General features: G+C 55.3%; 25 protein-coding genes and 1 tRNA gene. 14 read left to right on the forward strand and 12 right to left on the reverse strand.

Annotated elements, in window-relative coordinates:
* From hldE to WFN61_RS15960, 3 genes are read right to left on the reverse strand one after another with little or no spacing between them, the layout of a single operon-like run.
* Positions 1-1,425 carry a bifunctional D-glycero-beta-D-manno-heptose-7-phosphate kinase/D-glycero-beta-D-manno-heptose 1-phosphate adenylyltransferase HldE gene (gene hldE / locus WFN61_RS15950; RefSeq protein ID WP_312632689.1) on the reverse strand — a complete coding sequence of 475 codons (1,425 nt, stop codon included), beginning with the start codon at positions 1,423-1,425 and terminating at the stop codon, positions 1-3.
* A gap of 45 nt (positions 1,426-1,470) precedes the next feature.
* Positions 1,471-4,323, reverse strand: coding sequence for a bifunctional [glutamate--ammonia ligase]-adenylyl-L-tyrosine phosphorylase/[glutamate--ammonia-ligase] adenylyltransferase (gene glnE, locus WFN61_RS15955; RefSeq protein WP_337038928.1), 2,853 nt, complete (start codon positions 4,321-4,323; stop codon positions 1,471-1,473).
* Positions 4,324-4,343: 20 nt separating this feature from the next.
* Entirely contained in the window at positions 4,344-5,645 is a 1,302-nt protein-coding gene (locus WFN61_RS15960; protein WP_312177686.1) for a CYTH domain-containing protein, read from the reverse strand.
* A gap of 209 nt (positions 5,646-5,854) precedes the next feature.
* On the opposite strand from WFN61_RS15960, the gene WFN61_RS15965 reads away from it, so the two are divergent.
* Together WFN61_RS15965 and WFN61_RS15970 are read left to right on the forward strand one after the other, a co-directional pair.
* Entirely contained in the window at positions 5,855-6,472 is a 618-nt protein-coding gene (locus WFN61_RS15965) for a TIGR04211 family SH3 domain-containing protein (protein ID WP_042390297.1), read from the forward strand.
* A 67-nt stretch (positions 6,473-6,539) separates the two neighbouring features.
* A complete protein-coding gene (locus tag WFN61_RS15970) occupies positions 6,540-7,781 on the forward strand; it encodes a multifunctional CCA addition/repair protein (RefSeq protein WP_238082956.1) in 1,242 nt (413 codons plus the stop codon).
* An 18-nt stretch (positions 7,782-7,799) separates the two neighbouring features.
* On the opposite strand, the gene bacA is transcribed toward WFN61_RS15970, so the two are convergent.
* Together bacA and folB are read right to left on the reverse strand one after the other, a co-directional pair.
* A complete protein-coding gene (gene bacA / locus WFN61_RS15975) occupies positions 7,800-8,618 on the reverse strand; it encodes an undecaprenyl-diphosphate phosphatase (RefSeq protein WP_144817570.1) in 819 nt (272 codons plus the stop codon).
* Between the two features lie 107 nt (positions 8,619-8,725).
* Positions 8,726-9,094, reverse strand: coding sequence for a bifunctional dihydroneopterin aldolase/7,8-dihydroneopterin epimerase (folB, locus tag WFN61_RS15980; protein ID WP_257758983.1), 369 nt, complete (start codon positions 9,092-9,094; stop codon positions 8,726-8,728).
* Positions 9,095-9,201: 107 nt separating this feature from the next.
* On the opposite strand from folB, the gene plsY reads away from it, so the two are divergent.
* Positions 9,202-9,834, forward strand: a complete 633-nt coding sequence (gene plsY / locus WFN61_RS15985) for a glycerol-3-phosphate 1-O-acyltransferase PlsY (protein ID WP_144817568.1) — start codon at positions 9,202-9,204, stop codon at positions 9,832-9,834.
* A 32-nt stretch (positions 9,835-9,866) separates the two neighbouring features.
* Here plsY and tsaD read toward each other — a convergent pair whose 3' ends face one another.
* A complete protein-coding gene (gene tsaD, locus WFN61_RS15990; RefSeq protein WP_144817567.1) occupies positions 9,867-10,880 on the reverse strand; it encodes a tRNA (adenosine(37)-N6)-threonylcarbamoyltransferase complex transferase subunit TsaD in 1,014 nt (337 codons plus the stop codon).
* A gap of 240 nt (positions 10,881-11,120) precedes the next feature.
* Here tsaD and rpsU point away from each other — a divergent pair, with 240 nt between their 5' ends.
* From rpsU to rpoD, 3 genes are all read left to right on the forward strand, one after another.
* On the forward strand, positions 11,121-11,336 hold the full coding sequence (gene rpsU, locus WFN61_RS15995; protein ID WP_001144069.1) for a 30S ribosomal protein S21: 216 nt from the start codon (positions 11,121-11,123) through the stop codon (positions 11,334-11,336).
* Between the two features lie 136 nt (positions 11,337-11,472).
* Entirely contained in the window at positions 11,473-13,218 is a 1,746-nt protein-coding gene (dnaG, locus tag WFN61_RS16000; protein WP_257758982.1) for a DNA primase, read from the forward strand.
* 149 nt (positions 13,219-13,367) lie between these two features.
* A complete protein-coding gene (gene rpoD, locus WFN61_RS16005; RefSeq protein ID WP_144817565.1) occupies positions 13,368-15,215 on the forward strand; it encodes an RNA polymerase sigma factor RpoD in 1,848 nt (615 codons plus the stop codon).
* Between the two features lie 153 nt (positions 15,216-15,368).
* On the opposite strand, the gene mug is transcribed toward rpoD, so the two are convergent.
* Positions 15,369-15,875 carry a G/U mismatch-specific DNA glycosylase gene (mug, locus tag WFN61_RS16010; protein WP_144817709.1) on the reverse strand — a complete coding sequence of 169 codons (507 nt, stop codon included), beginning with the start codon at positions 15,873-15,875 and terminating at the stop codon, positions 15,369-15,371.
* Between the two features lie 125 nt (positions 15,876-16,000).
* On the opposite strand from mug, the gene WFN61_RS16015 reads away from it, so the two are divergent.
* Positions 16,001-16,076 (forward strand) — tRNA-Ile (locus tag WFN61_RS16015).
* 62 nt (positions 16,077-16,138) lie between these two features.
* Here the strand turns inward: WFN61_RS16015 and WFN61_RS16020 are convergent.
* Both WFN61_RS16020 and WFN61_RS16025 read right to left on the reverse strand, forming a co-directional pair.
* Positions 16,139-16,504: a DUF1493 family protein gene (locus WFN61_RS16020; protein ID WP_337038929.1), complete on the reverse strand. Its 366-nt coding sequence runs from the start codon at positions 16,502-16,504 to the stop codon at positions 16,139-16,141.
* 612 nt (positions 16,505-17,116) lie between these two features.
* Positions 17,117-17,545, reverse strand: a complete 429-nt coding sequence (locus tag WFN61_RS16025) for a hypothetical protein (RefSeq protein WP_312632687.1) — start codon at positions 17,543-17,545, stop codon at positions 17,117-17,119.
* Between the two features lie 743 nt (positions 17,546-18,288).
* On the opposite strand from WFN61_RS16025, the gene WFN61_RS16030 reads away from it, so the two are divergent.
* Positions 18,289-20,346 (forward strand): ADP-ribosylglycohydrolase family protein, encoded by a 2,058-nt coding sequence (locus WFN61_RS16030; protein WP_337038930.1) that lies wholly within the window; start codon positions 18,289-18,291, stop codon positions 20,344-20,346.
* A 97-nt stretch (positions 20,347-20,443) separates the two neighbouring features.
* Complete coding sequence (locus WFN61_RS16035; protein ID WP_337038931.1) at positions 20,444-20,839, forward strand: putative T6SS immunity periplasmic lipoprotein; 396 nt, start codon at positions 20,444-20,446, stop codon at positions 20,837-20,839.
* Positions 20,840-21,274: 435 nt separating this feature from the next.
* Here the strand turns inward: WFN61_RS16035 and WFN61_RS16040 are convergent, their stop codons facing one another.
* Both WFN61_RS16040 and WFN61_RS16045 read right to left on the reverse strand, forming a co-directional pair.
* Positions 21,275-21,613: a contact-dependent growth inhibition system immunity protein gene (locus tag WFN61_RS16040; RefSeq protein ID WP_312778009.1), complete on the reverse strand. Its 339-nt coding sequence runs from the start codon at positions 21,611-21,613 to the stop codon at positions 21,275-21,277.
* A gap of 79 nt (positions 21,614-21,692) precedes the next feature.
* Positions 21,693-22,085: a winged helix-turn-helix transcriptional regulator gene (locus WFN61_RS16045; protein WP_337038932.1), complete on the reverse strand. Its 393-nt coding sequence runs from the start codon at positions 22,083-22,085 to the stop codon at positions 21,693-21,695.
* Positions 22,086-22,196: 111 nt separating this feature from the next.
* Between WFN61_RS16045 and WFN61_RS16050 the strand changes: the two genes are divergently transcribed.
* The 3 genes from WFN61_RS16050 to WFN61_RS16060 all read left to right on the forward strand — a co-directional run bounded on the left by WFN61_RS16050 (position 22,197) and on the right by WFN61_RS16060 (position 24,009).
* Positions 22,197-23,246, forward strand: coding sequence for an NAD(P)-dependent alcohol dehydrogenase (locus WFN61_RS16050; RefSeq protein WP_337038933.1), 1,050 nt, complete (start codon positions 22,197-22,199; stop codon positions 23,244-23,246).
* A gap of 111 nt (positions 23,247-23,357) precedes the next feature.
* Positions 23,358-23,648, forward strand: a complete 291-nt coding sequence (locus WFN61_RS16055; RefSeq protein WP_312235802.1) for a toxin-antitoxin system TumE family protein — start codon at positions 23,358-23,360, stop codon at positions 23,646-23,648.
* 1 nt (position 23,649) lies between these two features.
* A complete protein-coding gene (locus WFN61_RS16060) occupies positions 23,650-24,009 on the forward strand; it encodes an HVO_A0114 family putative DNA-binding protein (protein WP_312632676.1) in 360 nt (119 codons plus the stop codon).
* A gap of 89 nt (positions 24,010-24,098) precedes the next feature.
* On the opposite strand, the gene WFN61_RS16065 is transcribed toward WFN61_RS16060, so the two are convergent.
* Positions 24,099-25,148, reverse strand: a complete 1,050-nt coding sequence (locus tag WFN61_RS16065) for an NAD(P)-dependent alcohol dehydrogenase (protein ID WP_337038934.1) — start codon at positions 25,146-25,148, stop codon at positions 24,099-24,101.
* 127 nt (positions 25,149-25,275) lie between these two features.
* Here WFN61_RS16065 and WFN61_RS16070 point away from each other — a divergent pair, with 127 nt between their 5' ends.
* Positions 25,276-26,028 carry a PDDEXK-like family protein gene (locus WFN61_RS16070; RefSeq protein WP_337038935.1) on the forward strand — a complete coding sequence of 251 codons (753 nt, stop codon included), beginning with the start codon at positions 25,276-25,278 and terminating at the stop codon, positions 26,026-26,028.
* 11 nt (positions 26,029-26,039) lie between these two features.
* Entirely contained in the window at positions 26,040-26,675 is a 636-nt protein-coding gene (locus tag WFN61_RS16075) for a hypothetical protein (protein ID WP_337038936.1), read from the forward strand.
* Positions 26,676-26,692: the final 17 nt, after the last annotated feature.

A 26,692-nucleotide genomic window follows, 5' to 3' on the forward strand; every position in this document is an offset into this window, starting at 1 on the left:
TCAGTTTTTCTGGATCTTCTTGATGATGTTGGTGGTTGAGCAGCCATCTTCGAAGTTCAGCACCTGCACGTCACCGCCGCTAGCCCACACCTCTTTGCTGCCCGCAATATCTTCCGGCTTGTAGTCACCGCCTTTCACCAGCAGATCCGGCAGGATCCCGGCGATCAGGCGCTGCGGCGTATCCTCTTCGAACGACACAACCCAGTCCACGGCCTCCAGCGCGCCGAGCACGATCATACGCTGCTCAAGCGGGTTAACCGGGCGGGTCGGCCCTTTCAGGCGGCTGGTCGAGGCATCGCTGTTCACCGCCACGATCAGGCGATCGCCGAGCTTGCGGGCGTTAGCCAGGTAAGAGACGTGGCCTGCGTGCAGAATATCGAACACGCCGTTAGTCATCACCACCTTCTCGCCACGCTTGCGCGCAGCCGCCACCGCCTGCTTCAGCTCCTCTTCGTTCATTACGCCGAAGCCGGTTTCTGAACGACCGCGTACGGCGTTCTCCAGCTCAATAGGCGAAACGGTAGAGGTACCCAGCTTGCCGACCACGACACCCGCCGCGGCGTTTGCAAAGTAGCAGGCCTCTTCCAGCGAGTTGCCCGCCGCCAGCGTTGCTGCCAGCACGCCAATGACCGTGTCGCCCGCGCCGGTCACGTCATAGACCTCCTGCGCCTGGGTCGGCATATGCAGCGGCGCTTTGCCCGGCTGCAGCAGGGTCATGCCCTGTTCGGAGCGGGTCACCAGCAGCGCGGAGAGATCGAAATCGGCGATCAGCTTCATGCCACGCTCAACGATCTCCGCTTCGTTTTTACACTTCCCGGCCACCGCCTCGAACTCGGAGAGGTTCGGCGTCAGCAGGGTTGCGCCACGATAGCGCTCGAAATCGTTGCCTTTTGGATCGATAAGCACCGGCACGTTGGCTTTACGCGCCAGGGCGATCATCTGCTGAACGCTGGCCAGCGCGCCCTTGCCGTAGTCGGAGAGGATCAGCGCGCCGATACTGCCCAGCGCCTGGCTAATGCGATCGTGCAGCGGCTCGGGGTCCACGCCCTCAAAGCCCTCCTCGAAGTCGAGGCGGATCAGCTGCTGGTTGCGTGACAGCACACGCAGCTTGGTGATAGTAGGATGGGTCGGAACAGAGACGAAATCGCACTTAACGTTGACGTCGGCCAGCGTTTTGCTCAGCGCGCGCGCGGCGTCATCGATGCCGGTCAGGCCAACCAGACGCGAATGGGCACCGAGAGAGGCAATGTTCATCGCCACGTTCGCCGCGCCGCCAGGCCGCTCTTCAACCGCATCGACCTTGACCACCGGTACAGGCGCTTCCGGTGAGATACGGCTGGTCGGGCCATACCAGTAGCGATCTAACATCACGTCACCGACGACCATCACCCCTGCACGTTCAAACTCTGGCAGCGTTACTTTCATTCCTGTCCCCTCGAAATGCAAAATTTGCGCGCGATAATATCATACTTAACTTTGCGCGCACGGTTTTAGCAGCCACTTCTGCCAGCTGGCGCTGACCTGTCCACGCTCTTCGGCAAACTCCGTTTCCGGCACGTGGCCAGGCTGCTCCTGCAGCGCCAGATGGTGCAGCGCATCGCGTAGCGTGGTATAGGCGTGGGTCAGCGCCTGCGCCTCCTGCTCATCCATAATGTCGTTCTGTGCCAGCAGTTCGAGAATACGCACGTTATCAGACCAGCGCGTCAGCTTTGGCTTCTGGTGCGCGTGGCCCAGCACCAGATACTGGGCGATAAACTCAATGTCGGTAATGCCGCCCGCGTCGGCCTTGAGGTCGAAACGCTCCCGGTGCTTGTTGCCAAGATGGGCGCGCATCTTCTCGCGCATCTCCCGCACCTCGGTTTGCAGTTTCTCCCCGTCGCGGGGGGTCATCAGAATGGTGCGGCGGATCTCATCGAAGCGGGATTTCAGCTGCGGATCGCCGTATACCACCCGGGCGCGAACCAGCGCCTGGTGCTCCCACGTCCACGCCTCATTCTGCTGATAGTCCGCAAACGCATCGGCGGTGGTGACCAGCATCCCTGCCGCGCCAGAGGGCCGCAGGCGGGCGTCCACCTCGTAGAGAATGCCCGACGAGGTGCGAGTGCTGAAGAGGTGCATAATGCGCTGGGCGAGGCGCAGGTAGAACTGGCGGCCATCGATCTCCCGCTCGCCGTCGGTCATCACGTCTGCCGGACAGTCGTGCAGAAAGACCAGATCGAGATCGGAGCTGTAACCCAGCTCCCAGCCGCCGAGCTTGCCGTAGCCCACCACCGCAAAGCCGCGCCCCTCCCGATCGCGCAGGTGCTTTGGCTGACCAAAGCGCGCCACCATCTGGGTCCAGGCCTGCTGGACTACCGCGTCGATCATCGCCTCCGCCAGCCACGTTAAGTGATCGCTCACTTTCATCACCGGCAGGGTACCGGCAATATCCGCCGCCGCCACGCGCAGCAGCTGCGCCTGCTTGAACTGGCGCAGGGCCTCCAGCTGCTGCTCTTCGTCCTCCTCCGGCACGCGGAGCAGATACTGGCGCAGCTCGTCCCGGTAGGCGTCCATCGCCGTCGGCTGGTAGAGCGTACTGGGATCCAGCAGCTCATCCAGCAGCAGCGGATAGCGCGCCAGCTGGCTGGCGACCATTGGCGAGGCGGCACAGAGGGAGATCAGGTGCTTGAGCGCGCCGGGAAACTCGCTCAGCAGCTCAATATAGGTGGTGCGGGTGACAATTCCGCTCAGGAGCGGCATCAGCCGCGCCAGCGGCACCGGCGCATCGGCACGGGGGCAGACCTGGCTGAGCAGGTGCGGCATCAAATGATCGAGCACCTGGCGACCGCGCGGGCCAATGGTCCTGCGCGTCAGCTCCCGACGAAAATCGGCGATCAACGCTACCACCCGGATACGATCGCCATCCGTAAGATGCGCCAGCACCGGTGTAGCGTCATCGTCTTCCAGCGTGTCCTGCCACAGCTCGCGCCACTGCTCCGACAGCTGCTCGTCCTGGGTGTCGGTATCGTCATCGCCAATCAGCTCGTTAAAGATACGCCGCACGGCAGCCATGTGCTGATCCAGGGTGTCGCTAAGCGCCTGCCAGTCGGCGACGCCCATTCCCCAGGCCAGCCGGGCACGGTTAAGCTCATCCCCCGGCAGGGTCTGGGTCTGCTCGTCGTTGATGCTTTGCAGGAGATTCTCCAGCCGACGCAGCCAGAGGTAGGCTTCCCGCAGCGTGTCGGCATCTCCGGCAGGCAGAAGATGAAGCTGATCGATGGCGATCAGCGTCGGCAGCAGCGAGCGCTGCTGGAGCGACGGCTCGCGGCCGCCACGGATCAGCTGGAACACCTGGACAATAAACTCTACCTCGCGGATGCCGCCCGCCCCCAGCTTGATGTTGTCTTTCAACCCGCGTCGCCGCACTTCGCGGGCAATCATGCTCTTCATGTTGCGCAGCGACTGGATGACGCTGAAATCGATATAGCGACGGAAAATAAAGGGACGCAGCATGGCCCGCAGCTCGGTAGCGTAGACGCCGTCGTTGTCGCCCATGATCCGCGCCTTAACCATCGCGTAGCGCTCCCAGTCGCGCCCCTGCTCCTGGTAATAATCCTCCAGCGCAGCAAAGCTCAGCACCAGCGGGCCGCTGTCGCCAAAGGGGCGCAGGCGCATATCCACCCGGTAGACAAAGCCGTCCTGGGTGGGCTGGTCGAGCACCTTAATCAGCCGCTGTCCGAGGCGAGTGAAGAACTGGGCGTTGTCCAGCTCGCGACGCCCGCCGCGGGTTGCCCCGTTCTCCGGCCAGGAGAAGATGAGATCGATATCCGAAGAGAAGTTCAGCTCGTTCCCGCCCAGCTTGCCCATGCCAAGGATCAGCAGCGGCTGCGGCGTGCCGTCGGCGCTACACGGCGTGCCCCACTCCCGACAGCAGGCATCGTAGAGCCAGTCGCGGGCGCTGACGATCAGCGTCTCCGCCAGGGCGCTAAGCTGCTGAAGCGTGCTCTCTTCGGTTACCAGCCGCAGGGCCTGGGCCCAGGCGATGCGTACCATAATGCGGCGGCGGAACAGGCGCAGCTCGCGCATCAGCGACGCTTCGTCACTGACCTCCGCCAGCGCCGCCTTGATCCAGGCAGGATAGCTCTGCCACTCCTCCGCCTGCGGCGGCTCGCTCTCCAGCGCCGTCAGCCACTCGGGGTGCGCGGCAATGCTGGCCTGCACAAAGTCACTAAAAGTGAGCACTGACTTCGCCTCTGCACTGAGCGTTGAGGCGGAGAGTGTATCCGGCAGACGTTCGATAAGCGTCTGCCAGTGCTGCTGAAGCGGCGTAGAGAGCGGCATCATGGGGGGATCCTTTGCCTGAGTTAGCGTTTTCCGCTGTGCAGCCAGAACGGCTCTTGCACAATGGCTTCGTTACGGAAGTGTTCAATTTCAATGCGCTGGCGGGTTTTGATGGCGTGCTGCAAGCCCTGCCAGTTCTCCAGCCATGCTCTGGCGCGGACGCCGTCGTAGTAGCCCGCCAGCAGCAGCATACTATCGATGTCGCGCGCCAGGCGCGGGAGCTGATCCTGGTACTTATCCATTAGCGGCTGGGCAAAGTTACGTTTCAGCTCGGCGGCGTGCCGGGACAGGTTGATGTCTGCAAAACGCTTAAACGAGTCGTTGATTTTGGCCTGTGCCTTGTCATCAAGGAACGTCCGCCAGGCGCGCGTCACCAGCCACTCGGTCAGGGCCAGCTTCGCCGCGGCGATCTCCGGGCTGTACACCGCCGTCACGGCGGAGACGGCGGTGGTCAGGGTCGCCTCGGATTGGATCAGCAGATCGCGTAAGCGAGCGCTCGCTTTTCGCGGCACAATGCCGCCAAACAGCATCAGGGTGTGGCGCACCAGGGCGATAGCCGCCAGGGTCTCCGCCTGCGCTTTTTTATCGCCGCGCACCCATAGCTCTTCATGGTACTGCCACTGGGAGAGCGCCAGCTCCAGCGCGGCCTCCAGCCCCTGCTCGACGCTCGCCTTCGGCGCAACGGTCAGGATCTCCGTGGCCCGCAGCGGACGCGGCGGATTGCCTTTCGCCAGATGGTAGCCGCGAGCAGCCTTGCTCAGGCTGCCCTGGCGCAGGCCGGTCTGGGTCACCAGCTGGCGCGCCAGCTTTAATACGTCCTCCGCCGCGCCGCTCAGCAGCTCCAGCTCCAGCTCGCAGATCGGTTCCGCCAGCTCGCCCGCCTTCACTTCTCCGAGATCCAGCGCAATTTCAATTCGGCTGTCGCCAACGTTAATCAGCCACTTCTCACGATCGAAGTGGGTGCTGAACAGCGGGCTGACGCGCTCGGCAAGATCCGCTGGCAGGGCTCCCTCCGGCCAGGCCTCGGCCGGGAAGCGGCTGAGATCCAGCTCCGGCTTATCAATGGCAACGTTGTACTCTGGACGCTGATGCAGCCCGCCCACGGTGCGGCCGGCGGTTTTGATCGTCATCTCATAGCGATCCTGTGCGCCACGAATGCGCAGGCCCATGTCATGGCTACGCAGCCAGCTATCCGCCGTCTCGTAGTAGATATTGAGCAGGGTCGCAGGTGCAACGTGCTCATCCGTCAGGGTATGCAGATGGCTGCGCAGGGCATCCACGCGGGATGGGTCAACGATAAATTTCAGTTCGATCTCTTGAGTCATGGCCTTGTACTTATGGTTATGTCACATCAGTGAAATTTTCGGCGAACTTACGCCCTTGATGTTTGTCAGTAGATAGTATTTTGCGCCAAATTTCCACGGTGCGGATCGTTTGCGACCCAGATGATTCTGATTGATACCGAATCCTTTGCGTCGTCAGACTGATGCCACTACTATCGTTCCACTTTTTTTATGACAACAAATGACTGCTGATGCCTAAATTACGCCTGACTGGACTGTTTTTACTTGTATGCGTTTCTGCCGTGGCCCATGCCGAAGAAAAGCGTTACGTTTCGGATGAACTGAATACCTGGGTTCGTAGCGGCCCGGGGGATCACTATCGCCTCGTGGGTACGGTTAACGCGGGTGAAGAGGTTGCACTGCTGCAAACCAACGGGGACTCAAACTACGGTCAGGTGCGTGACAGCAGCGGTCGTACCGCCTGGATCCCGTTGAAGGAGCTGAGCAGCGAGCCAAGCCTGCGCACCCGCGTGCCGGATCTGGAGAACCAGGTTAAGACCCTGACCGATAAGCTGACCAATATCGACAATACCTGGAACCAGCGCACCGCCGATATGCAGCAGAAGGTCGCCCAGAGCGACAGCGTGATCAACGGCCTGAAAGAAGAGAACCAGCAGCTTAAAAATCAGCTGATCGTCGCACAGAAGAAGGTGAGTGCCGCGAACCTGCAGCTGGACGACAAGCAGCGCACCATCATTATGCAGTGGTTTATGTACGGCGGCGGCGTGCTCGGCGCAGGGCTGTTCCTGGGTCTGGTACTGCCGCACATCATCCCTAGCCGCAAGCGTAAAGACCGCTGGATGAGCTGAACCAGATTAGCCATTTTCTCTACACTTAACGTATCATCAGTTAAAAGTATGTTAGGAGAGTGGCGTAGTGAAGAGTTATCTGGTCGGTGGTGCTGTTCGGGATGCGTTGTTAGGGCTACCGGTTAAAGATAAAGACTGGGTGGTTGTGGGTGCGACCCCACAGGAGATGCTGGACGCGGGCTACCAGCAGGTTGGCCGCGATTTCCCGGTGTTCCTCCACCCAAAAAGCCGGGAGGAGTACGCCCTGGCGCGTACCGAACGGAAATCCGGCTTTGGCTATACCGGCTTCTCCTGCTATGCCGCGCCCGACGTCACCCTGGAGCAGGATCTGCTTCGCCGCGACCTCACCGTTAACGCCCTGGCTCAGGACGCGGACGGCAAAATCATCGATCCCTATAATGGCCTGGCGGATCTCAAGAGCCGCACCCTGCGCCATGTCTCTCCCGCCTTTGGGGAAGATCCCCTGCGCGTGCTGCGCGTAGCACGCTTTGCCGCCCGCTATGCCCATCTCAGCTTCCGTATTGCCGACGAAACCATGGCGCTAATGCGCGAGATGACCGCCGCCGGCGAACTGGAACACCTGACGCCGGAGCGTGTCTGGAAAGAGACGGAAAACGCCCTCGCCAGCCGTAATCCGCAGGTCTACTTTATGACGCTGCGCGAGTGCGGCGCGCTAAAGGTGCTGTTCCCTGAGCTCGATGTTCTGTTTGGCATCCCTGCCCCGGCAAAGTGGCACCCGGAGATCGATACCGGCATCCACGTGCTGATGACGGTCTCGATGGCAGCGATGCTCAGCCCGGATATCGACGTACGCTTCGCCACGCTGTGCCACGATCTCGGCAAGGGCCTGACCCCACCGGCGCTGTGGCCGCGCCACCACGGGCATGGCCTGGCAGGCGTCAAGCTGGTCGCCAACCTGTGCGAACGCCTGCGCGTGCCTAACGAGCTGCGCGATCTGGCCAAGCTGGTGGCGGAGTACCACGATCTGATCCACACCTTCCCGATCCTGAAACCGCAGACCATTGTGAAGCTGTTCGATGCTATCGACGCCTGGCGTAAGCCCCAGCGCGTGGAGCAGATTGCCCTGACCAGCGAAGCCGACGTACGCGGCCGCACTCATTTTGAGGCCAAAGACTATCCGCAGGGACGACTGCTGCGCGAAGCATGGGAGGTGGCGAAGGCGGTATCGACCAAAGAGGTGGTAGCAGCAGGGTTTAAGGGGGCTGAAATCCGCGAGGAGCTGACCCAGCGGCGAATTGATGCGGTAGCGAAATGGAAAGCGGCACGCTGCCCTCAGCCACAGGCGTGAGGGCAGCCGCCTGAACGCTTAGAAGAAGACGACGTAGACCGCGGCCGCCACAATAAAGCGGTAGATAGCGAATGGAATAAACGAGATCCGCTTAATCAACTGCAGGAAGGTTTTGATCGCCACCAGCGCCACGATGAAGGCGGTGATAAAGCCAACGGCAAACATCGGGATATCGGCAGTGGTCAGGAAGTGGTAGCTCTTATAGAGATCCAGCGCGGTTGCGCCCATCATCATTGGCACGGCCAACAGGAACGAGAACTCTGATGCGGCATAGCGGCTAACGCCCATTAACATGCCCCCGGAGATGGTCGCGCCGGAGCGGGAGAAGCCCGGCCACAGCGCCAGACACTGGAAGCAGCCAATCATAAAGGCCTGACGATAGGTCATATCATCCAGACCCGGTGCGCGCGGGATCTTCGGCTTCAGGCACTCGGCGGCAATCAGCAGTAAGCCCCCAACCACCAGGGCGTACATGACGTTGATGGGGTTGAACAGGCTCTTGATCATGTCATGGAAAACCAGCCCCAGCACCACCGCCGGGATCATCCCCAGCAGGATATGGATCAGCGTCAAGCGCCCTTTGCCTTCGCCCTCGTGCGGCGGATGGCCAAAGTGGATGCCGATCAGGCCAAACAGGCGACGCCAGAACATCACCACCACCGCCAGGATCGAGCCCAGCTGGATCACCACCTCAAAGGTTTTGGCCGTATCGCCTTCGAACCCCAGCAGGTGGCCGACGATGATCATGTGGCCAGTACTGGAGACCGGTAAAAACTCAGTTAACCCTTCGACAACGCCCAGAATGGCCGCCACCAGGAGGGTGTGCATATCACTCATCACTTAAACCCCTAAAAGACATAAAAAAACGGCTTCTACATCCGCAAGCCGTGAAAAGGCACGCAGGTAAGACCCATATAGTGCCGTTTGGTTTAATAATTATAAATTTAAAAGTTTTCTTTCAGACTACTGCCACGCTCAATAATAACCCCGACGTTAGTCGCCCGAGCCACTGCTCCCGGCTTGCTGACCTTGATCCGCAGCCAGGGCGAGTTGAACCGGCTCAGCAGCAGATCCGCCACCTCTTCCGCTACCCGCTCCACCAGCGCAAAACGCTGGCCTTCCACGTGCCCTACCACCGCATCGGCAATGTCGGCATAGCTCAGACAGTCGTTAACGTCATCGCTTTTCGCCGCCGCCCGGTTGTCCCACGCCATTTCGATATCGAACACCAGCTTCTGCTCGATAGTCTGCTCCCAGTCGTAAACACCGATCGTGGTGATTACCGAAAGTTGCTCTATAAATACAATGTCCATCACGCACCGCCCGCTTTTTGGCTAACCTGGATACCACTTTCAAAAAATTATGCGTATTATCCACGGATGCTGAGAATAAAACGACATTTTCAAAACGGAACAGCGTTATGAGTGCAATCGCGCCTGGAATGATCCTCCTCGCGTACCTTTGCGGCTCAATCTCCAGCGCCATTCTGGTCTGCCGCATCGCGGGTCTGCCCGATCCTCGCGAGAGTGGCTCCGGCAATCCCGGAGCGACCAATGTCCTGCGAATTGGCGGCAAGGGTGCAGCCGTAGCGGTACTGATTTTTGACGTGCTGAAAGGCATGCTGCCGGTGTGGGGAGCTTACGCGCTGGGCATCACGCCGTTCTGGCTGGGGCTGATTGCTATCGCCGCCTGCCTGGGCCACATCTGGCCGGTATTCTTTGGTTTTAAAGGCGGCAAAGGCGTTGCCACCGCGTTTGGCGCGATTGCGCCGATTGGCTGGGATCTTACCGGAGTAATGGCCGGGACCTGGCTGCTAACCATTCTGCTGAGCGGCTACTCGTCGCTGGGGGCGATTATCAGTGCGCTGATCGCCCCGTTCTACGTCTGGTGGTTCAAGCCGCAGTTTACCTTCCCGGTCTCGATGCTCTCCTGCCTGATCCTGCTCCGTCATCACGACAATATCCAGCGCCTGTGGCGACATCAGGAAACCAAAATCTGGACCAAGCTGAAGAAAAAGCGCGAGAAAGACAGGGAAGTGAAAGAGGAAGAGTAGGCCCGGCAGTAGTCCGCCGGGCTAACAGGCAATTATGCCGCAGGCAGCTCCGCCAGCGGCCAGCGCGGACGCACGGTCACGCTGAGATCCGCCAGGCTACCCGCTTTCAGGCGCACCATACCCGCATAGGCGATCATCGCCCCGTTATCGGTACAGAACTCCGGACGCGCATAGAACACTTCACCCCGACGCTTCTGCATCATCTCTGCCAGCTTCGCCCGCAGCGTGCGGTTAGCGCTGACGCCGCCCGCCATCACGAGGCGCGTAAAGCCGGTCTGATCCAGCGCGCGCTTGCACTTGATCATCAGCGTATCCACCACCGCATCCTCAAAGGCGCGGGCGATATCCGCTCGGGTCTGATCGTCACTGCCGTTGTTACGAATGGTGTTGGCGGCAAAGGTCTTGAGGCCAGAGAAGCTAAAGTCCAGCCCTGGACGATCGGTCATCGGGCGCGGGAAGACAAAGCGCCCTTCTGTGCCGTCGGCGGCCATCTTCGACAGCATTGGCCCGCCGGGATAGTCCAGCCCCAGCAGCTTCGCCGTCTTATCAAAGGCTTCACCCGCGGCATCGTCAATGGATTCGCCCAGCAGTGCGTACTGACCGATGCCGGTCACGCCGATCAGCTGGGTGTGGCCGCCGGAGACCAGCAGTGCCACAAACGGAAACTCGGGCGGGTTCTCTTCCAGCATGGGTGCCAGCAGGTGGCCCTCCATGTGGTGAACCGCAATGGCCGGCACGTTCCAGGCGAACGCCAGCGAGCGCCCTACCGTGGCCCCCACCAGCAGCGCACCGACCAGGCCAGGGCCTGCGGTGTAGGCGACGGCGTCAATATCGCTGGCGGCCAGATTCGCCTCTTTCAGCGCAGCCTGGATCAGCGGCACGGTTTTGCGCACGTGATCGCGGGAGGCCAGCTCCGGCACCACGCCGCCGTAGTCAGCGTGCAGTTTCACCTGACTATACAATTGGTTGGCTAAAAGCCCGTTTTCATCGTCGTAGATGGCGATGCCGGTTTCATCGCAGGATGTTTCAATTCCCAGTACACGCATGGCTATTCTTTACCTCTTTGCAATACCGCGCAGTGTAGGGTCCCGGACGGTGGTTGTAAAACTATTGTTCAACCCAGGCACAGAGGTCGTGTATACTCCCCCTCCTTATGAGAGCGCCCTTGTAAAAAGGGCTGCGGTGCTTTACAAAGCAGCAGCATTTGCAGTAAAATTCCGCACCATTTTGAAATAAGCTGGCGTTGATGCCAGCGGCAAACCGAATTAATCAAAGGTGAGAGGCACATGCCGGTAATTAAAGTACGTGAAAACGAGCCGTTCGACGTAGCTCTGCGTCGCTTCAAGCGTTCCTGTGAGAAAGCAGGTGTTCTGGCGGAAGTTCGTCGTCGTGAGTTCTATGAAAAACCGACTACCGAACGTAAACGCGCCAAAGCTTCTGCTGTGAAACGTCACGCGAAGAAACTGGCTCGCGAAAACGCACGCCGTACTCGTCTGTACTAATTAGCTGAGGGTGTTGACCCTCAGTTTACAGGCAGAGTTGTAGTTGTAAGGCCGTGCTTCCGAAAGGAATGCGCGGCTTATTTTCGTTTATAATCTGACATACCTTAACGCATCACGCTAAAGGTAGACGGGGCCTATGGCTGGACGAATCCCACGCGTTTTTATTAATGACCTGCTGGCACGCACCGACATCATCGATCTTATCGATGCGCGAGTGAAGCTAAAAAAGCAGGGCAAGAATTATCATGCGTGCTGTCCGTTCCATAACGAAAAAACCCCCTCTTTCACCGTAAACGGTGAGAAACAGTTTTACCACTGCTTCGGCTGCGGCGCCCACGGCAACGCTATCGACTTCCTGATGAACTACGACAAGCTCGAGTTCGTCGAGACGGTTGAAGAGCTGGCGGCGATGCACAACCTCGACGTGCCGTATGAAGCGGGCAATGGTCCAAGCCAGATTGAGCGCCACCAGCGGCAGACGCTTTACCAGCTGATGGACGGGCTAAGCGCGTTTTATCAGCAATCTCTGAACCAGCCAGCGGCTGAACCTGCGCGCCAGTATCTGGCCCAGCGCGGCTTAAGCAGCGAGGTGATTTCACGCTTCGCCATTGGCTATGCTCCACCCGGCTGGGACAACGTTTTAAAACGCTTCGGCGGCAACGGTGAGAATCGCCAGTCGCTAACCGACGCGGGCATGTTAGTCACTAACGATCGCGGGCGTACCTACGATCGATTCCGCGAACGCGTGATGTTCCCTATCCGCGACAAACGTGGCCGGGTGATTGGTTTTGGTGGTCGTGTCATGGGCGATGCCATGCCGAAATACCTTAACTCCCCGGAAACCGATATTTTCCATAAGGGTCGCCAGCTGTATGGCCTTTATGAAGCGCAGCAGGATAACGCTGAGCCGCCGCGCCTGCTGGTGGTTGAAGGCTATATGGACGTGGTCGCGCTGGCGCAGTACGACATTAACTATGCCGTCGCCTCGCTGGGTACATCTACCACCGCCGAGCATATTCAGCTGCTGTTCCGCGTCACCAACAGCGTGATCTGCTGCTACGACGGCGACCGTGCAGGCCGCGAAGCCGCATGGCGCGCATTAGAAACGGCATTGCCGTACATGACGGACGGACGTCAGCTACGCTTTATGTTCCTGCCCGACGGTGAAGATCCGGATACGCTGGTGCGTAAAGAGGGCAAGGCGGCATTTGAAGCGCGGATGGAGCAGGCTCAGCCGCTCTCCACGTTTCTGTTTAACAGCCTGATGCCGCAGGTGGACTTGAGTACCCCGGATGGCCGCGCGCAGTTGAGTACCCTGGCGCTGCCGCTGATAAGCCAGGTCCCGGGCGAGACGCTGCGCATCTACCTGCGACAGGAGCTGGGTAACAAATTAGGCATTCTTGACGATAACCAGCTTGAACGTTTAATGCCTAAACAGTCCGAAAATGGCCAGCCGCGCCCGGCACCGCAGCTAAAACGTACTACCATGCGTATACTGATAGGATTGCTGGTGCAAAATCCTGAGCTGGCCCCGCTGGTCCCACCGTTGGACGGTCTGGATCCAGCCAGGCTGCCTGGACTGAGCTTATTCGTCCAGTTGGTCAGCACTTGTCTGTCACAGCCAGGCCTGACCACCGGACAGCTTTTAGAGCAGTATCGCGGCACAAATGAGGCCGTCACCCTTGAAAAGCTGTCCATGTGGGACGATATAGCAGATAAGGACATCGCAGAAAAGACCTTTACCGATGCGTTGAACCATATGTTCGACACGGTGCTTGAGCTACGGCTCTCTGAATTGATCGCCCGCTCGCGGACCCACGGGTTAACGCCAGCAGAGCGCGAAGAGGTGCGTGTGATTAACGAGGCACGTGCCCGGAAGTGAATTTAACGGCTTAAGTGCCGAATATCGTTCGGGTAGATCCCGACAGCCGCCATGAGGGCAGCGGCAAAAATATAAGCACGCCCTCGCTTTAAAGGTTGGCAGCAGCAACGCCGACACCAAATAAACGAATTAAGTGTGGATACCGTCTTATGGAGCAAAACCCGCAGTCACAGCTGAAACTTCTTGTCCAACGTGGTAAGGAGCAAGGCTATTTGACCTATGCCGAGGTCAATGACCATCTGCCGGAAGATATCGTCGACTCCGACCAGATCGAAGACATCATCCAAATGATCAACGACATGGGCATTCAGGTGATGGAAGAAGCACCTGATGCCGACGATCTGCTGCTCGCTGAAAACTCAAATAACACGGATGAAGATGCGGAAGAAGCAGCGGCTCAGGTTCTGTCGAGTGTTGAATCTGAAATCGGGCGCACCACTGACCCGGTTCGTATGTACATGCGCGAAATGGGTACGGTTGAACTGCTGACCCGTGAAGGCGAAATCGACATCGCAAAACGCATTGAAGATGGTATTAACCAGGTTCAGTGCTCCGTTGCCGAATATCCAGAAGCGATCACCTACCTGCTGGAGCAGTACGATCGCGTCGAAGCGGAAGAAGCACGCCTCTCTGACCTGATCACCGGCTTTGTCGATCCGAACGCCGAAGAGGATCTGGCCCCAACCGCGACGCACGTTGGCTCCGAGCTCTCTCAGGAAGAGCTGGATGACGACGAAGATGAAGATGAAGACGAAGAGAGCGACGACAGCAGCGACGATGACAACAGCATCGATCCAGAGCTGGCTCGCGAGAAGTTTGGCGAACTGCGTGCCCAGTACGAAGTTACCCGCGACACCATCAAAGCGAAAGGCCGCAGCCATGCCGCCGCTCAGGAAGAGATCCTCAAGCTTTCTGATGTGTTCAAGCAGTTCCGTCTGGTGCCGAAGCAGTTTGACTACCTGGTAAACAGCATGCGCGTCATGATGGACCGCGTACGTACCCAGGAACGCATCATCATGAAGATGTGCGTTGAGCAGTGCAAAATGCCGAAGAAGAACTTCATCACTCTCTTCACCGGTAATGAAACCAGCGAGACCTGGTTCAATGCTGCGCTGGCAATGAACAAGCCGTGGTCTGAGAAGCTGCAGGACGTGGCTGAAGACGTGCATCGTGGCCTGCAGAAGCTGCAGCAGATTGAAGAAGAGACCGGCCTGACCATCGAGCAGGTTAAAGACATCAACCGTCGCATGTCGATCGGCGAAGCGAAAGCCCGTCGTGCGAAGAAAGAGATGGTGGAAGCGAACCTGCGTCTGGTTATCTCTATTGCTAAGAAGTACACCAACCGCGGCCTGCAGTTCCTCGACCTGATTCAGGAAGGCAACATCGGCCTGATGAAAGCGGTTGATAAGTTTGAATACCGTCGTGGTTATAAGTTCTCGACCTATGCTACCTGGTGGATCCGTCAGGCGATCACCCGATCTATCGCGGACCAGGCGCGTACCATCCGTATCCCGGTGCATATGATTGAGACCATCAACAAGCTCAACCGTATCTCCCGTCAGATGCTGCAGGAGATGGGCCGCGAGCCGACGCCGGAAGAGCTGGCCGAGCGCATGCTGATGCCGGAAGATAAGATCCGCAAGGTGCTGAAAATCGCTAAAGAGCCGATCTCTATGGAGACGCCGATTGGTGATGATGAAGATTCGCATCTGGGTGATTTCATCGAGGATACCACCCTCGAGCTGCCGCTGGACTCTGCCACTACCGAGAGCCTGCGTGCCGCAACGCACGACGTGCTGGCTGGCCTGACTGCCCGTGAAGCGAAAGTGCTGCGTATGCGTTTTGGTATCGATATGAACACTGACCACACTCTGGAAGAGGTAGGTAAGCAGTTCGACGTTACCCGTGAACGTATCCGTCAGATCGAAGCGAAAGCGCTGCGTAAGCTGCGCCACCCGAGCCGCTCTGAAGTGCTGCGTAGCTTCCTCGACGATTAATCGCTACCGCGAAAAAAAAGCCCTCCTCGGAGGGCTTTTTTATTGACCGCGGAATAGCATGCACATTATTGGCATTTGGCACATGTAGGCCTGATAAGCGTAGCGCCATCAGGCGTAATGCCGTTCTGCCGGGTGGCGCTGCGCTTACCCGGCCTACAATCCCCTTGCTATTAATGCCTGGTCTAACTCCCGGTAAGCCTCCACCAGCTTATCCAGCGTTGCGCGGTTTAACCCGCTGGGGTTCGGCAGGACCCATACCTCGGTAGCCCCGATGGTAATCTGCTGTTTTCCCCATGCCACGCCGCGCTGGCTAAACGCCTGCTCAAAGGCCTGCTTGCCGAGGATCGCCAGCGCGTCCGGCTGGTAGTCCTCAATTTTCTTGATCAGGTCCCGTCCGCCCGTGCGCAGCTCGTGCAACGCCACTTCGCTGGCCTGCACCGTTGGGCGCTCTACCAGCATGGTGATGCCGCAGCGCGTATCCAGCAGCCGCTGCTCCTCTTCCGGCTTCAGCTGCTGCTCCGTGAAGCCCGCCTGGTGGATCACTTTCCAGAAGCGATTACCGGGGTGCGCGAAGTGGTACCCTGTATGTGCCGACGATTTGCCTGGATTGATGCCGCAAAACACCACCCGCAGGCCCGGCGCGAGAATATCGTTTATCATCATTGCTCCAGGTAAGTTGACTAAAATGTAGGTATAACGGGTTGATTATAGGTTGTTTATAAAAGCACCATGCACACCCGAATGACTGGATTGCAGTCACCAGTTACATTATAATCCCTCGCCACGGCCCCTTAGCTCAGTGGTTAGAGCAGGCGACTCATAATCGCTTGGTCGCTGGTTCAAACCCAGCAGGGGCCACCAGATACAGCACGGGCTGGAGAGAAATCTCCAGCCCTTTTTCTTTTTTGGGATACTCCCAACAGCTAATCGTAAAGCCATCGTCCAGCTCTCTCTGACTCAATAAGCATTCTTACGGTCAGCGGATCTGGTGGGGTGCGATCTGTTTTCAGCTTTGCCGGCAAAAGAAAATTAGGTAGGAAAGGAATACCGACCGGAGGGTAATACTTCAGCCAGTCAATACTGCTGCAATCCACTCCATAACGTTCAGAAAAGCGCTCCATCATTGCAAAAACATCTTCGAAAACAGTCATCGAATCTCCGGATGTAAGGGAGTCATCAATCCCAAGCCTGTTTGCCGAAAGTTCATCTCTAACGAACTGCAAAATTTCTGCCTCTTTATCGCCATTCATACCCGATGCTCCGGTTTTACGATAAGATTGAAACGCCATATGCTGTTCCGAGTGATCATAATCAAGTCGTATGCAGTAATAATCACACCTACCCATGAATACAGTTGCATCTGGGTCACCAGATCATTGCCAGCACTAGCCCCGCACAGCATCACGAAAATTACGTAACGCATGCAAAACGATCAGTAACTAAAGGGGAGCTCGTATTTTAGAAGCGCGTTTATTGGTGCTTCTCACGCGTTATAGCACGATAAATTTTACCCACTACATACACGGTCAGAATCCCGAATAATATCGATGAAACCGCAAAAAAAAGCATCGCCGAGAGGAAAGGACTGAACAAACCGCCAAGGCTCGTAAAATCGCTAAGCCTGGCAAGAGTATCATTGGGAACCTTCCTTAATATAATCTCAGGAATTATTAGGAATGAAATAATTGCCACTGTAACATAAATGAGTATTTTTCGACTTTTTTTCATCTTTAACCTTGCTCATGTGAGCGACCATGCTCAATCATTAGCCAACAATGTTACAACAAGGCATCTCGAAATGGCACAAAAGTGTCTTAAGTGGAAATCAGAAACAGACAGAAATATGGCGATAGCTGTAACAAGGGCATTAAGAGAGATTCATGAAGGCCAACTGATCATAATTAATTCTGCCATGAAATGATGTCGCCCAGACCTGAGAGCAGACCAGGAAAATAGCTCTCATCAATATTGAAGGAATCCTCAAGCGTAATACTGTCAGCATGGTTCTCAGGCTTCAGAACCATCCTGACGCCAACAGTACCGGCAAAATGTGCCTGGTGAAAATTAAGGGCTACCTCATCGAATGCCGAGGTTAAATTAATATCCTTAAATTTCATCCCATTTTTTATGGCCTGATGGAAACCATACATATCATTCCTGGACTGCTGCAACTGCCCGACAAAAAATTCTGCTGCAAACTCAGTTTTTAAGGCAGGAATTGAGAATTCAACCCATACCATAATACGGCTATAGGCTAGCTCCTCGGACTCAGTCAGTCTTTCATAGGGCATTAATTTAAGATGTCTGGTACCACTTGTGATATCTATCATCACTCCCCCTTTACGACATGAACTGAAAATGCATGATAGTGCAGTCAGCCTCCCTAACCAAAGCCTCAAGGCAGCATGACTTTTAAATGTAACTACCTTTATTGTGCCTGTCTTCTCGCACGCTTCGTTCGCTCCCAATGCTCAATGATTGGCCTTGATTAGCTGCGTGATCGGGTTAAGTACCGGTAAATTTTTTTCGTTAAGAAAATGATAAGTATCCCGAAAAAAATGGAGGTTAAACCAAGAAAAATGAGCAGCGAGAGAAGATGACTGAAGAGCCCTCCAAGGCTTGTAAAGTCACTCAGCCGCGCAAACTGCTCTGGCGTCAGTACACGAATAACCACTTCTGGAATGGTTAGAAAAGAAATAATCACTACTAAAACATATATTTTTATCCTACCACTTTTCTTCATTGTCTTCCATGCTACTTCTGATGGTGAGGATCAATTATTTACGGATAAATAATACCAGACATGTTCACTTACCTCTTAATTTTGCTGCGCCGTATGAAAGTACGTAACTGACAATGAATGCCTCAAGGCATCCAGCTAACTTCATCCACATACTTTCGAACCAGAAAAAGAGCCTATAGCAAAAATCACAGCCAGAAAGGTAATGATTCCCTCAAGGGCATGGGACATTAACAATTTTGCAAGTTTCATTTCCAGTTATCCCTTAAAATGATGTTTGCCCGATAAAGTGTTACATACCCTGATGGCCTTATCGCTACCCATGGAGCTCTTATGTCCCTAACCAGTCTTAACTGCCCCCTAATCATTGCCTCAGTGGAAGTCTCTGATGGTCAAGGGCATATTGGCATGACAATTTGTCCGGGAAAACATCAGCAAAATGCTTTGTCAGGACAGTTTCAGCGAGACCTCGCGCTTGACCTGGATTTTATAAAATCCTGGGGAGCCTCTGCCGTAGTGAGCCTGATGACGGATGAGGAACTTACCAGTTTACACGTCGGAGCCCTTGGTACTGAAGTTGAAGCCAGAGACATGGATTGGTTTCAGTTGCCTATTACTGACGGGACAATGCCGGACGAAACGTTTGAACGGCGCTGGGTTTATGCTGGCCTACGCTTACGTACGCTTCTTCGTGAAGGAAAACGCATTCTTGTGCATTGCCGTAGTGGGCTCGGGCGCACCGGACTCATTTCAGGAAGATTATTGATCGAACTCGGCATGTCGGCTGAAAAGTCTATCGCTGCGGTTAATCAGGCCAGACCGGGTAGTCTGGGATCAACTGTTCAGAAGCAATATCTCACTGCACTACCACTACCACTTAACGATGTCTGGTTAGATCGCGTTTTAGGTTGCTTGCTGGGTGGGGCTGTCGGTGATGCTTTTGGCTATACCGTTGAATTTGATTCACTTGAGAAAATTCACCAGACGTTTGGCAGTGAAGGACTGACCAGGCCCATCCTGCAACAGGGTAAATTGGTGGTTAGTGATGATACCCAAATGACCCTGTTTACCCTTGAAGGTATTTTGCGCGCTACCAATGAGCATGGTGTTATTAACTTATCCCGTGCGCTGGAAGAGATACGTCGTGCTTATCTCGACTGGTACGATACCCAGCAAAGCAAATCAGGATCGCATTTTGGTTGGCTGGCTTCACGAGCAAACATGCGGACAAGACGTGCTCCCGGTAATACATGCCTGTCAGCGCTAAAAGCGGGCGGGACAGGCAGTATCGAAAAACCGATAAATGACTCAAAGGGCTGTGGTGGTGTGATGCGTACCGCCCCCATTGGCTTCTTACAGGATATAGATCTATTTGATCTTGCTGCCCGTGCGGCGGCATTAACGCATGGGCACGTTGATGGCTGGGCTTCTTCGGGTGTTTTGCCCAGAATTGTTGCTCGCTTAATCAAAGGGGAAGAGCAATTCCTCGCCGTGCGTAATGGCTATAGTGACGGCAGTGAATGGGGGCACATCTATGGAAAAGCAGCCAATACCGAGCCTTATCTGTTAGCCCAAAAACTTGCCCGTGAAATGCGTTTCAATCCACTTGAAGCCATCCGGCAACTGGGACAAGGCTGGGTGGGTGACGAAGCGCTGGCGATTGGTCTGTATGCCTTTCTTTCAGCCCGTAGTTTCCGTGATACGCTGATACGCGCAGCCAATCACGACGGAGATAGCGATTCAACGGCATCGATTGCAGGGCAGCTTTGGGGAGCTAAACATGGTCTAAACGACATTCCTCAGGCATGGATACGCCGGCTTGATGTATTGAATGAAATACTTTACCTGGTTCAGCACATGCAAAACTGGCGCAATGAGGTCGATAAGCAAAGCGGTTGGCAGCCGAGCATTGATAAAAGTATTCTGCCCTGTATCCGCATGATGGAAATGACGCATGAGTTGCATGTGCTGGGTTACCAAAAAATCCGCATATTTCCTTCTATAGCACCATCGGGTTGTCATTGGCGGCTGGAATGGGTGCCAGATTACAGCGTCCCTTCTGCAGTCATGCCCCCCGAACACTCGAATGAGCATGAGAGTGAACGTTACACAAGCGGTGCTGGCTGGCAACCCTTTGAATGGCAGAGTGTTAAGTCACTCTCGGCACTGGAGATGGCGCAGCAGTTTTTATGCCAGTTCCCGGAACTGGCTCGTGCAGGCAAAGGGGATGACTGGGCCTATGCAGGTTGGCTGACAAAGCTACTCGGTGAGGTAAGGCAAGGAAAATTACCCTATTTCCTCGCGGACTGGGATATCGATCTGAGCAAAGGGGTACCCATGCATGGAGGAGAGCCCTTTCCTTTGCCGCCTGAAATCAAGCGGCCAGAGTAGGAGCGTGAAGGTATTGTTTATACCGAACACGGCACAGCCCGGTGCTGAAAACGATTTCGGACACAACGCCGGTGCTACTCTATTGGAGCTTATGTAAATGAAGATGAAATTTCTTTTGCTCACCCCACTCTTTCTCGCTGCCTGTAGCATGGAACATACCGCCTACCGGGTCGCTGACATAACCCTTAAAGACAATCAACCCTGTATCTCAGTCAATAATGACCCCACTGTTAAAAGCGGTCATGCGAAATTACTTACGTTGTCATTGTCAGCCCGTGATTCGAAGGGACAAATGCAGGAAGTATGGAAACAAGACAATTTCGATAACCCTTCATATACCATACAGGCGGGACAGTGTATTCCTGTGAAATACCAGTTTAGTCGAGGCGAGGAATACAGCGTGACTGTTATTACTGCGCAACCAGAGGACAAGGTTGCAACTAAACGTCTCTGGTCTGGAAGTTTCAGACTCAATGAACTTGCGCCGGAATAGCTTCGGCGCTTCACGACATTTACAGTCATTCATACAGAGAGTTTGCTCGTCACTTAGCACATTAATTATCATTGATTCGGTGCTTGTTAAACTCTCCTTTGCCAAAACCTAACAGGCGGCACTTTGGATAGTGCTCGAGGGTTTACTGACGTAACTTTTTTAAAACAAGCATTAGTATCTTATAGAAAAAAATGGCAAATATAAAAGAAATCACTATCCAAGAGAGGACCCAGAGATCATCAAAGTTCTCCTGATTCACATTGCCATAAATCCACTGTGCAAATGCTGATGTAGTGTCAAGGCTGATAAACGTTGCGGGATCGATCAACCTGGCACCTAAGCAAAAAAGCACGATGAAAAGTCCTATTTTTGCAATGCTACGCACAAGTATTATCATTTGCTATAACCTCAAACAGACCAAATAAAAATAATCTCTCAAAATTGTGATAGCTCGGTAGAGAATCCCTTTTCATTCATAAAATCAATAAGTCGCTGATTTACAATATCAAGCCAATCCTGAGCAGACATATCCCAACGCTCTGGTGCAAATTCACCCTCATAGCGTGCTAATAGCACCTCACATCTATCGTCCTGGGCATTCAATTCGATTAAGTTTGCTAGCAGCATTCTTAAAGAGAAAGCTGATGATGTATTAAGGTATTCATTAATAAGAATGCCAAAGTCACAATTGTCATCAAAGATATCGCATTCCTGACCAAAATAGATAGTAACTAAATTATCTAGCTCGCAAGGTTTTTCAATATCTGTATCCATTTTATCTTGTCTCTCCTTAGTAAGCATCCGTTATTGCAACCCACTGCTTTACAATCAACTTCACGTAAGCCAATACGGCTTAGTTGGGCCTCTTCTCTGCCATTCTATACTTCTGCTCCATCTCATCCAGCGCCGCCTGATTTTCCAGCCCCCACTGGTGCATCTGCTCTATCGGCTCGGCAAAGGTCCTGCCCAGCGCCGTCAAGCGGTAATCTACCTTCGGCGGAATAACGTCATAGACATGCCGGGTAATAAGACCGCGCTGCTCCAACTCCTTCAGGGTTTGAAACAGCATCTTCTTGGAGATGCCCTCCAGGCTGCGCTGTAGCTCTCCTGTGCGGGCGCGCTCGCCGGGCCAGTGGTAGAGCGCATGCAGCACCATCGAGCTCCATTTGACGGTGAAGAGATCCATCAGGCGTCGCGGAGGCGAGTCCGCAAAGAACATTAGCTTACCGTCTACCCATGCAGGCACTATTCACTCTCCGGTTTATGGTCACCATTTGGTGACTACTATCAATATCGAACCAACTTAATTAAAGTCTGCCGCCTTCCTTGAATAAAAGCACCCTATTTCCGAGGCACGATGAAAATTAATGCATTAGTCGCGACGGACGCGGCACAACCTCTCTCCAGCGGCCGGATTGTGCTGCGCCCGCTGCAACAGCAGGACGTGAAGATTGAAATCCTCTACTGTGGCGTCTGCCACTCCGATCTGCATATGGCGCGTAACGAGTGGGCAGTAAGCCGCTATCCGCTGGTGCCGGGTCATGAGATCGTTGGCCGCATCGTCGAGACCGGGGCGGCGGTCGATAAGTTTAAAGCGGGTGATATCGTCGGCGTCGGCGTGATGGTTGACTCCTGCCGGGAGTGCCACTTCTGTAAGCAGCAGGAGGAGCAGTACTGCGAGGCGGGCTTCACGGCAACCTATAACGGCATCGATAAATATACCGGAGAGAGCACCTGGGGCGGCTACGCGCAGAACGTTGTAGTCGATCAGGATTTTGTGGTGTCTGTACCGCAGCACCTGCCCCTGTCGGGCGTGGCACCGATGCTCTGCGCGGGCGTGACAGTCTGGTCTCCGCTGCGCCACTACAACGTCCAGGCTGGCATGCACGTTGGCGTGGTCGGACTTGGCGGTCTGGGTCACATGGCCGTTAAGCTGGCGAGTGCCCTGGGTGCAGAAGTGACCCTGTTTACCACCTCCCCGCAAAAAGGCGAGGATGCACGCCGGCTGGGGGCACATCATGTGGTGGTGTCCCGCGATGCCGGGCAGATGGCAGCGGCCCAGACCTCCCTGGATCTGATCATCAACTGCGTGGCGGCACCGCACGATCTCGATCCCTACCTGGCAACGTTGAAAACGAACGGTCGTCTGGTACTGGTGGGCATTCCCGATCGCCCACATTTGGCCCCTGACGTTACGCCAATGGTGTTCCGCCGTTTAAGCATCAGCGGCTCGTCGATCGGTAGCATTAAAGAGACCCAGGAGATGCTGGATTTTTGCGGCAAACACAACATTACCGCCGACGTTGAGATGATTGCCGGCGAGGATATCGAACAGGCCTTTGCCCGCATGTTGAAAGGCGACGTGAAGTACCGGTTTGTGATCGATATGCAGCGAACCCGCTGGTAAATATCATCCAGGCATGGGGTAAAACAGGATGTGCTGATGAGAGTCTGTTGTAATCATTGACAACAGAACTGCATGTTGTAATAATTTACAACACGCAGGGAGAGCGATTAAATGTCAGCAAAACTGTATAAGAAATTTACACGTTACCTGGATGAAAACTCGTATATACAAATAGTTATATGGGAAGTCGACCCAGCCATTTTAGGAAGCAAGCATGGTTTTAAGTACAGCATGGCCTACGTGGTCTCTGGAACATGTGTAATGCGTTACGATAACGAGCGAGGCAAAGGCGATCATAAACACATTGGCGTTCATGAGTTCAGTACGACCCTTGTGAGTATCGACAGGCTGTTTGCTGACTTCCTTTCAGACGTAGAAACTATCCGTAAAGAGAAGGCATAACATGAAAACCGTAACGGTTAAAATCGAAGCTATGAAAGATTTTTCGGCGGACGTCATGTCTGCTCTGAACGCAGCCGCCGCGGGGGAACGAAATACCGGTGATGATGTGATTTCGTTTCCTTCATGGGAGGTAATGCATAAGACGTTATCCCCCAACAGAATGGGGATCTTACTCTCTATGGCTGGCTTCGGTGAAATGACGATCCGCGACATTGCTGCTCGGGTAGGTCGCGATATCAAAGGCGTCCATACGGATGTTACCGCCCTGCTGAATAATGGATTATTGGAAAAAGGCACTCGCGGCACGCTATTTCCCTACGATGCAATCCATTTTGATTTTACTATCCGCGCCGCGGCTTAAACGGATAAAGGATAGCCGCCCTCCCCTACGTCAGAAGGCGGCATTTTGCCGGGTGGCGCTGCGCTTACCCGGCCTACGGTTTCGGTGCGTTACTCGGCCAGCGTAGCGCTGTCGATGACGAAGCGGTATTTTACGTCGCCTTTGATCATGCGCTCCCAGGCTTCGTTGATCTCATCGGCGCGGATCATCTCAATATCGGCCACAATCCCGTGCTCGGCGCAGAAGTCGAGCATCTCCTGAGTTTCCGGGATACCGCCAATCATCGAGCCAGCAATCGAGCGGCGTTTCATGATCAGGCTAAAGACTTCCGGAGACGGATGCGGGGTAGCCGGGGCCCCCACCAGCGTCATGGTGCCGTCGCGCTTCAGTAAGGCGGTGAAGGCGTCGAGGTTGTGCGGCGCAGCCACGGTGTTGAGAATAAAATCAAAGCTCTTGGTGTGAGCCTGCATCTCTTCCGGATTGCGGGAAACCACAACCTCATCCGCGCCCAGCGCTTTTGCCGCTTCACGCTTGGATTCAGAGGTAGTGAAGGCCACCACGTGCGCGCCCATCGCATGCGCAATCTTGATCCCCATGTGGCCCAGCCCACCAATGCCGACTACGCCCACTTTTTTACCGGGGCCAACCTGCCAGTGACGCAGCGGTGAGTAGGTGGTGATCCCAGCGCAGAGCAGTGGTGCAACGGCGGCGAGCTGATCTTCCGGATGTTTAATACGCAGCACATAGCGCTCATGGACCACGATCTGCTGCGAATAGCCGCCAAGTGTATGCCCTGGGGCATCCGCCGTTGGGCCATTGTAGGTGCCGACCATATGATCGCAGTAGTTCTCCAGCCCCTCTTCGCAATCTTCGCAGTGTTTACAGCTGTCAACGATACAGCCTACGCCGACCAAATCGCCCTCTTTGTACCCGGTGACATCGGATCCGACGGCGGCAACGCGGCCAACAATCTCATGCCCTGGTACGCAAGGGAACAGCGTCCCGGCCCACTCGGCGCGGGCCTGGTGTACGTCCGAATGGCAAACCCCGCAGTAAGCGATGGCAATCTGCACGTCGCGCGGGCCTGGCTCGCGACGGCTGATATCCATCGGTTCAAGTGCCTGAGCGGCGGAGAGCGCACCAATTGCTTTAATTTTCATGGTAATAGCCTCTTACGGAACAATACAGGTGAATGGAGTGATCTAAGGAATTGTGTCGATCAAAAGTCTACACCGCTGGCATAATCTAGCCAGTCAATCACGCTTAATACGCTTATGAGTCAGATTCATGAATGATAGTTCCCCTTCTCTCGCCGCGTGGCTGCCGCATTTTTTTGCCGAGTGGCCACGTCGGGCGCTGGATACCCAGCCCGCTGAGCTACCCACCATTGCCGTAGATGCCCAGCAGCTTAGCGCCTTTTTCACCGGTATAGCGCAGCCCCTCGCCGCGCTGCGGCACGGGACCTTTACCTTCGATCCGTGGGAGGTGGCGAAGCTTGGTCGTAACGAGGTACGCAACTCTGCGGTGCTTGCCTGGCTGCTCGATCCTTACGGCAACCACGGCTTTAGCGATCTGCCGTTGAAGGCGCTGCTCAGCGCCGTGCGGGAGTGCGGCAGAGAAGATTTCCCGGAGAAGTTCACCCGCTACTGTCGCGTAAACGTGGAGAAGTACCCCACCGGGGATGCAACCAACCGTGTTGATATCGAGATCGATGCCGATAACTTCTTTATGCTGATTGAAGTAAAAATAGACGCGTATGAGCAGAAGGATCAGATCCTCCGCTATATCAGTGAGGCAAAAAAACGCGCTGGGGAGCAGCCCTGGGCGGTGGTCTATTTAACTCCGCAGGGGCGCGTGCCGCTCAGCGCGGGCGAAGAGGCTGACGTGCCCTGCCTCTCATGGCGGCGGCTGGCTAGCGTCATGGCCCAGGCGCTGGAGCCTACCCGGCAACAGATCTTTGCCGCAGCGGATGCTTCCCCCGCACGGCAGATGGCGGCCCACGCCGCGTTTCGCTTTCTTGACCGTATGCGTCAGTTTTAACAGGAACCATTATGTCACCCCTCAATAGTGAAGAGCGTCAGGCAGGCACCCTCCTGCTTTCCCAGTTTAAAATGTTCAACGAAGCCGTAGTGGTATTCGAGCAGCAGATTGATCCGGCCATCTGGAAAGGGATCGATCTCTGTGCCGCGGCGTTTATTAAAGCCCGCGGCTGGGAGGGAGAGACCGATATTGCCGAGTCCGGTGCCTTCTGGTTCGCGCCGAAAGCGTGGAGGGTTGACGAAGAATATAAGTATTTTTATGAGAGCTTCTTTACCAGTAAAAATGACACAGACTACGGGCTGGCGCTACTCACCGGCTGCGCTACCAGGCAAGGGCAGTTCGGCTTTCGCTTTCTGCCCTCGAAAGCCATTTTTGGCCCGGACAAAAAAATCAAGGCGATAGCCAGTAATATTGACCAGGCCTCCCGCATCGAATTAAGCAAGCTGACGTTTCAGGATCTCGGTAAAGGCGCATTCTTCCTGCCGATCACGCTGGACCTCGCGTTAATGGTCGAGTGCTGGCAGGAGAACGGTGAGTTTCCCCCCGATCATGCGCTTTTTGCCCCGCTGCGCAGCGCGCTGGAGATACTGGAAACAGCCAAGCCGATTTTTGAAGCTATTTTTGTCGCGACGAATGATAATCTCTAGCGAAACGGTACTATTTC

The organism is Pseudescherichia sp. AS216 (assembly GCF_037152055.1).
In the GTDB taxonomy this organism is placed as follows: domain Bacteria; phylum Pseudomonadota; class Gammaproteobacteria; order Enterobacterales; family Enterobacteriaceae; genus Pseudescherichia.

Excerpts from the sequence above, each read along its gene's own strand:
- WFN61_RS15965 (WP_042390297.1), top strand. The coding sequence starts at position 5,855 with ATGCCTAAATTACGCCTGACTGGACTGTTTTTACTTGTATGCGTTTCT.
- mug (WP_144817709.1), bottom strand. The coding sequence starts at position 15,875 with ATGATAAACGATATTCTCGCGCCGGGCCTGCGGGTGGTGTTTTGCGGC.
- rpoD (WP_144817565.1), top strand. The coding sequence starts at position 13,368 with ATGGAGCAAAACCCGCAGTCACAGCTGAAACTTCTTGTCCAACGTGGT.
- tsaD (WP_144817567.1), bottom strand. The coding sequence starts at position 10,880 with ATGCGTGTACTGGGAATTGAAACATCCTGCGATGAAACCGGCATCGCC.
- glnE (WP_337038928.1), bottom strand. The coding sequence starts at position 4,323 with ATGATGCCGCTCTCTACGCCGCTTCAGCAGCACTGGCAGACGCTTATC.
- bacA (WP_144817570.1), bottom strand. The coding sequence starts at position 8,618 with ATGAGTGATATGCACACCCTCCTGGTGGCGGCCATTCTGGGCGTTGTC.
- WFN61_RS16035 (WP_337038931.1), top strand. The coding sequence starts at position 20,444 with ATGAAGATGAAATTTCTTTTGCTCACCCCACTCTTTCTCGCTGCCTGT.
- dnaG (WP_257758982.1), top strand. The coding sequence starts at position 11,473 with ATGGCTGGACGAATCCCACGCGTTTTTATTAATGACCTGCTGGCACGC.
- folB (WP_257758983.1), bottom strand. The coding sequence starts at position 9,094 with ATGGACATTGTATTTATAGAGCAACTTTCGGTAATCACCACGATCGGT.
- WFN61_RS16040 (WP_312778009.1), bottom strand. The coding sequence starts at position 21,613 with ATGGATACAGATATTGAAAAACCTTGCGAGCTAGATAATTTAGTTACT.
- WFN61_RS16055 (WP_312235802.1), top strand. The coding sequence starts at position 23,358 with ATGTCAGCAAAACTGTATAAGAAATTTACACGTTACCTGGATGAAAAC.
- WFN61_RS16020 (WP_337038929.1), bottom strand. The coding sequence starts at position 16,504 with ATGGCGTTTCAATCTTATCGTAAAACCGGAGCATCGGGTATGAATGGC.
- WFN61_RS16070 (WP_337038935.1), top strand. The coding sequence starts at position 25,276 with ATGAATGATAGTTCCCCTTCTCTCGCCGCGTGGCTGCCGCATTTTTTT.
- WFN61_RS15960 (WP_312177686.1), bottom strand. The coding sequence starts at position 5,645 with ATGACTCAAGAGATCGAACTGAAATTTATCGTTGACCCATCCCGCGTG.
- hldE (WP_312632689.1), bottom strand. The coding sequence starts at position 1,425 with ATGAAAGTAACGCTGCCAGAGTTTGAACGTGCAGGGGTGATGGTCGTC.
- WFN61_RS16060 (WP_312632676.1), top strand. The coding sequence starts at position 23,650 with ATGAAAACCGTAACGGTTAAAATCGAAGCTATGAAAGATTTTTCGGCG.
- rpsU (WP_001144069.1), top strand. The coding sequence starts at position 11,121 with ATGCCGGTAATTAAAGTACGTGAAAACGAGCCGTTCGACGTAGCTCTG.
- plsY (WP_144817568.1), top strand. The coding sequence starts at position 9,202 with ATGAGTGCAATCGCGCCTGGAATGATCCTCCTCGCGTACCTTTGCGGC.
- WFN61_RS16025 (WP_312632687.1), bottom strand. The coding sequence starts at position 17,545 with ATGATAGATATCACAAGTGGTACCAGACATCTTAAATTAATGCCCTAT.
- WFN61_RS16065 (WP_337038934.1), bottom strand. The coding sequence starts at position 25,148 with ATGAAAATTAAAGCAATTGGTGCGCTCTCCGCCGCTCAGGCACTTGAA.
- WFN61_RS16050 (WP_337038933.1), top strand. The coding sequence starts at position 22,197 with ATGAAAATTAATGCATTAGTCGCGACGGACGCGGCACAACCTCTCTCC.
- WFN61_RS16075 (WP_337038936.1), top strand. The coding sequence starts at position 26,040 with ATGTCACCCCTCAATAGTGAAGAGCGTCAGGCAGGCACCCTCCTGCTT.
- WFN61_RS16030 (WP_337038930.1), top strand. The coding sequence starts at position 18,289 with ATGTCCCTAACCAGTCTTAACTGCCCCCTAATCATTGCCTCAGTGGAA.